This is a genomic window from Nonomuraea sp. NPDC003201 (genome assembly GCF_053590415.1).
In genome coordinates this window covers 1-5,370 of record NZ_JBSFTC010000504.1, presented here as the reverse complement: position 1 = coordinate 5,370, position 5,370 = coordinate 1, and the positions used below count along the sequence as shown (strand labels likewise).

Annotated in this window: 6 protein-coding genes; 3 read left to right on the top strand and 3 right to left on the bottom strand. The window is 72.7% G+C overall.

Annotation, left to right across the window (positions count from 1 at the left end; translation table 11 throughout):
* On the top strand, nucleotides 1-856 hold an 856-nt coding region (locus ACWDX9_RS59150; protein ID WP_449972388.1), incomplete at its 5' end, for a putative PEP-binding protein.
* Here ACWDX9_RS59150 and ACWDX9_RS59145 read toward each other — a convergent pair.
* The 3 genes from ACWDX9_RS59145 to ACWDX9_RS59135 all read right to left on the bottom strand — a co-directional run bounded on the left by ACWDX9_RS59145 (nucleotide 810) and on the right by ACWDX9_RS59135 (nucleotide 3,074).
* Complete coding sequence (locus tag ACWDX9_RS59145) at nucleotides 810-1,322, bottom strand: hypothetical protein (RefSeq protein ID WP_449972386.1); 513 nt, start codon at nucleotides 1,320-1,322, stop codon at nucleotides 810-812. The genes ACWDX9_RS59150 and ACWDX9_RS59145 overlap by 47 nt on opposite strands.
* A gap of 73 nt (nucleotides 1,323-1,395) precedes the next feature.
* Complete coding sequence (locus ACWDX9_RS59140) at nucleotides 1,396-2,430, bottom strand: aldo/keto reductase (protein WP_449972383.1); 1,035 nt, start codon at nucleotides 2,428-2,430, stop codon at nucleotides 1,396-1,398.
* 5 nt (nucleotides 2,431-2,435) lie between these two features.
* Entirely contained in the window at nucleotides 2,436-3,074 is a 639-nt protein-coding gene (locus ACWDX9_RS59135) for an SDR family oxidoreductase (RefSeq protein WP_449972382.1), read from the bottom strand.
* Between the two features lie 24 nt (nucleotides 3,075-3,098).
* On the opposite strand from ACWDX9_RS59135, the gene ACWDX9_RS59130 reads away from it, so the two are divergent.
* Nucleotides 3,099-3,791, top strand: coding sequence for an HAD family hydrolase (locus tag ACWDX9_RS59130; RefSeq protein WP_449972380.1), 693 nt, complete (start codon nucleotides 3,099-3,101; stop codon nucleotides 3,789-3,791).
* 63 nt (nucleotides 3,792-3,854) lie between these two features.
* Complete coding sequence (gene gndA / locus ACWDX9_RS59125; protein WP_449972377.1) at nucleotides 3,855-5,279, top strand: NADP-dependent phosphogluconate dehydrogenase; 1,425 nt, start codon at nucleotides 3,855-3,857, stop codon at nucleotides 5,277-5,279.
* Nucleotides 5,280-5,370: the final 91 nt, after the last annotated feature.

Genomic DNA, 5,370 nt, shown 5'->3' with positions numbered 1-5,370 from the left:
GGCGGCCGGCCGGGGCCCGGGCCGGACGGCGGACGGCCACCCGGTGAAGCTGCTGCTCAACATCGGCTCGGCCGGTGACCTGCGGCCGGGCGCCGAGGGGGTCGGGCTGTTCAGGACGGAGTTCCTGTTCCTGGACCGTACGACGGCGCCGTCGTTCGAGGAGCAGGTGGCGGCGTACGCCGAGGTGTTCGCCCAGGCGGAGAGCGTGATCGTGCGGACGCTCGACGCGGGCACTGACAAGCCCCTGCCCTTCCTCGGCCTGCCCGGCGAGCCGAACCCGGCCCTCGGCGTGCGCGGCCTGCGCGTCGACCGGCTGCTGCCGGACGTCCTGGACACCCAGCTCGACGCCATCGCCGAGGCGGCCCGCAAGACGGGCGCGGAGGCGTGGGTGATGGCGCCCATGGTCACCACGACGGCGGAGGCGACCGGGTTCGCGCGGCGCGCCCGCGCCAGGGGCATCGCCAGGGTGGGCGCGATGATCGAGGTCCCGGCGGCGGCGCTGCGGGCCGGGCGGCTGCTGCGGGAGATGGACTTCCTCAGCATCGGCACCAACGACCTGGCCCAGTACACCTTCGCCGCCGACCGCCAGCACTCCGCCCTCGCCGACCTGCTCGACCCGCGCCAGCCCGCGCTGCTGGAGCTGATCGCCATGTGCGCCGAGGCGGGGCGGGAGGCGGGCAAGCCGGTCGGGGTGTGCGGGGAGGCGGCCGGAGACCCGCTGCTCGCGCCCCTGCTGGTGGGACTCGGCGTGACCAGCCTGTCCATGGCCCCGGTGTGCGTCCCCGCCGTACGCGAGGCCCTGGCGGACCTCACGCTGGCCGACTGCCGCGAACGCGCCGCGGCGGCCCTCGCCTGACCGCGCCCCCACCGCGCCCCCGCCGCGCCCCCACCGCGCTCCCACCGCGCTCCCACCGCGCCCCCACCGCGCAGCGCACGCGAGATCCGCTGGGCGTCGAGGACGGCCCTCTTGGCGGCCGGTGAGAGCGTGGCGGGTGGCTCGCCGCCTCGCCCGGCCCGGCCACCTCGTCGATGCGGTCGCGCACCCGGCCCACGTCCACCCCGGCCGTGCGCAGCGTGTTGCGGATGGCGTCGTCCTCCGTCAGCGCGTCGAGGACGTCGAGCACGTCAAGGTCGGGGGCGCCACGCTGACCGGCGGCGTCCATGGCCCGCGCCAGGACCTCCCTCGCCGAGGCGGACAGCAGCCGGCCGCCGTCCACCCGCTGCACGCCGGGCCGGGTCGGCGGCCAGGACTCCGTGCCGCCGGACACCCGGCCCGTGAGCTCTTCGGACCCTCTGAACGGGGCCCCACCGAAAAACGACATCGCATGTCGATTCGGGGGACCCCCACCGCGAAGGCCGAACGTCACACCCAGCGCCAGGCAAAACCGGGCCAGGTCAGGGACGTCTGCGCAGGCCCGCGTCGCCCAGCTCCGGCGGCTGCCAGCCCCGGTCGGCGGGGTTGAGCGTGACGCCCGGCGGGACGATCTCGTCGATCCTGTCGAGCACGTCGTCCGTCAGGCGTACATCGGCGGCCGTGAGCTGACCCTCCAGGTGTTCCATGGTGCGCGGCCCGATGATGGCCGACGTCACTGCCCGGTGCCTGATCGTGAACGCGATCGCCAGCTCGACCAGCGTGACGCCCGCCTCCTCGGCCAGCACGGCGAGCTGCTCGACGGCGTCCAGCTTGCGCTGGTTGACCTCCTTGGTCAGGTCGTACCGCTCGGGCAGCCGGGACGCCCTGCGCGTCTGCGGCTGCTCCTGCCCCTTGCGGTAGCGGCCGCTCAGCCAGCCGCCGGCCAGCGGGCTCCACACGATGACGCCCATGCCGTACTTCTCCGCCACGGGCAGCATGTCGGCCTCGATGCCGCGGGCGAGCAGCGAGTACGGCGGCTGCTCGCACACGAACCGCTCCAGCGAGCGCCGCTCCGCCGCCCACTGGGAATCGACGATCTGGTGGGCGGGGAAGGTGGAGCTGCCGATGTAGCGGACCTTGCCCTGCCGTACGAGGTCGGTGAGCGCGCCGAGGGTCTCCTCGATGTCGGTGGCCGGGTCGGGCCGGTGGATCTGGTAGAGGTCGATCCAGTCGGTGCCGAGGCGGCGCAGGCTGTTCTCGACCTCCTGGATGATCCAGCGGCGGGAGTTGCCCCCCTTGTTGGGGCCCTCGCCCATGGCTCCGTGGACCTTGGTGGCCAGCACCACGTCGTCGCGTCTGCCCGACTTGGCGAGCGCCTGGCCGACGAACTCCTCCGACTGGCCCTGGGCGTAGACGTCGGCGGTGTCGATGAAGTTGATCCCCGAGTCGAGCGCGCGGTCGATGATCCTGGCGCACTCCGCAGGGTCGGACTCACCCCACCCGCCGAACATCATCGCTCCCAGGCAGAGCGGGCTTACTTTGAGTCCAGTACGTCCAAGTACGCGGTATTCAGTCACAGAAGTCACTCTGTCCCAATGGCGGCCTTGATGGGAGTGTCCCCGGAGACGAGTTCCAGGGTCCTGCGGGCCGTACCGGGGGCTTCCAGCAGGGCCGCGATGACGGCGGCCACGTCGTCACGGGGCACCGCCCCCGGCGGGACCTCGGGGGCCAGCCGCACCAGGCCCGTGCCCGGCTCGTCGGTCAGCCGGCCCGGCCGCAGGATCGTCCAGTCGAGGTCGCGGGCGCGCAGGTCCTCCTCGGCCTGGGTCTTGGCCGTGATGTACGCGGCCCAGACCTCGTCGCCGCCCTGTGGCGCTCTGCCCGCCCCCATGGAGGAGACCTGGATGAACCGCCGCACACCCGCGCGCTCGGCGGCGTCGGCCAGCAGCACGGACGCGGCCCGGTCCACGGTGTCCTTGCGGGCCGCGCCGCTGCCGGGACCGGCTCCGGCCGCGAAGACCACCGCGTCGGCGCCCTCGGCGATCGCCGCCACCTCTTCGACGCTCGCCCGCTCCAGGTCGCACACCACGGCCTCGGCTCCGGTGGCCTCGATGTCGGCGACATGCGCGGGATTGCGCACGATGCCCACCGCGCCGGACTTGAGCCGCTCCTCCAGAAGCAGGGCGATCTTCCCGTGACCACCCGCGATGATGATCCGCATAATCCCTCATGGTGTCATGGACCCATGAGCGAGTTTCCGGAGGCCCCGACGCCAGCGTTCCTGTTCGACCTGGACGGCACCCTGATAGACAGCGTTTACCAGCACGTCATCGCGTGGCGGCAGGCGTTGTCGAGCATGGGGATCGACCTGTCGGTGTGGCGGATCCACCGGCGCATCGGCATGAGCGGCGGGCTGTTCGTCAGCGCGCTGCTGCGCGAGACCGGGCTGAAGCTGACGCGGGAGCAGATCGAACAGTTGCAGACCACGCACATGGAGGCGTACGAGCAGCAGGTCCACTCCGTCCGGCCGCTGCCCGGCGCGGCGGAGCTGCTGTCGGAGCTGTCCTCGCGCGGCGTGCCGTGGGCGATCGCCACCAGCGGGTACGCCCGCACGGCGCGGCTCGCGCTGGGCATGCTGGGCCTGCCGGACGACACCCCGATGATCACGCGTGACATGGTGCGCCGGGCGAAGCCGGACCCCGACCTGTTCCTGGCCGGTGCGGCACTGGTCCAGGTGGACCCCGCGCATGCCATGGTGGTGGGCGACAGCGTCTGGGACCTGCTCGCCGCCCGCCGGGCCGGCGCGCTGGGCATCGGGCTGCAGTCCGGTGGGTACGGCAGGGACGAACTCGAACGCGCCGGCGCCTTCAGGGTCTACTCCGATCCGGCTGACATGCTGTTCAGGCTCGACGAGCTGGGCGTCCGACAGTCCGACTGATGCTGGAATATCCCCTGGAACCACCGAGCTGGATCATGCGTATCCCCCACAAAGGAGCTTGAGATGGACTTGGCAGACATCGGCGTCACCGGCCTGGCCACCATGGGGCGCAACCTGGCCCGCAACCTGGCCAGGCACGGATACGCGGTAGCCGTGCACAATCGCACATATGGGCGCACCCAGCAGCTGGTCAAGGAGTTCGGCGGGGAGGGCACGTTCGTCCCGTCCGAGGACCTGGCCGCCTTCGTGGCCTCGCTGAAGCGGCCACGCCGGGCGATCATCATGGTGAAGGCGGGGGCGGGCACCGACGCGGTGATCGACCAGCTCGCCGACCTGATGGAGCCGGGCGACATGATCGTCGACGGCGGCAACGCGCACTTCGACGACACCCGGCGGCGCGAGGCGGCGCTGCGCGAGCGCGGCCTGCACTTCGTCGGCACCGGCATCTCGGGCGGCGAGGAAGGCGCGCTGAACGGGCCCAGCATCATGCCGGGCGGCTCGAAGGAGTCGTGGGAGGCGCTCGGCCCGATCCTGCAGGACATCTCGGCCAAGGTGGACGGGGTGCCGTGCTGCGTTCACGTCGGCCCCGACGGTGCCGGACATTTCGTGAAAATGGTCCACAACGGCATCGAGTATTCGGACATGCAGCTCATCGCCGAGTCGTACGACCTGCTGCGCCAGGCCCTGGGCGCGACCCCGGCCGAGCTGGCCACGGTGTTCCGCGAGTGGAACCGGGGCGAGCTGGACTCGTACCTGATCGAGATCACCGCCGAGGTGCTCGACCAGGTGGACGCCGAGACGGGCCGGCCGTTCGTGGACGTCGTGGTGGACCAGGCCGAGCAGAAGGGCACCGGCCGGTGGACCGTGCAGAGCGCGCTCGACCTGGGCGTGCCGGTGACGGGCATCGCCGAGGCGACCTTCGCCCGCGCCCTGTCCGGCCACCCGGAGCAGCGCGCCGCCGCCGCGTCCCTGCAGGGTCCCGGCCTTTCCGGGGTCGGGGGGAGCGAGCTGGTCGAGGACGTGCGGCAGGCCCTGTACGCGTCCAAGATCGTCGCGTACGCGCAGGGCTTCGACCAGATGGCCGCCGCCTCCCGTGAGTACGGCTGGGACGTCGACCTGGGGGCCATGGCCACGATCTGGCGTGGCGGGTGCATCATCCGGGCCAAGTTCCTGGACCGGATCCGGGCCGCGTACGACGCCAACCCGGCCCTGCCGACGCTCCTGGCCGACCCGACCTTCGCGGCCGCGCTGGACGCGGGGCAGGAGGCCTGGCGGCGCGTGGTGACGACGGCGGTGCAGATCGGCGTGCCCACGCCCGGCTTCTCTTCGGCGCTGGCCTACTACGACGGCCTGCGCCGCGACCGGCTCCCGGCCGCGCTGATCCAGGGGCTGCGCGACTACTTCGGCGCGCACACCTACCGCCGGGTGGACAAGGAAGGCTCCTTCCACACGGACTGGTCCGGCGACCGCACCGAACACCCGGCCTGACCCACACCCACCACCACCGCCACCCACGCCGGACCGCCGCCCCGCCGCCCCGGCGGCCCCGGCGGCCCCGGCACCCGGCACCCGGCACCCG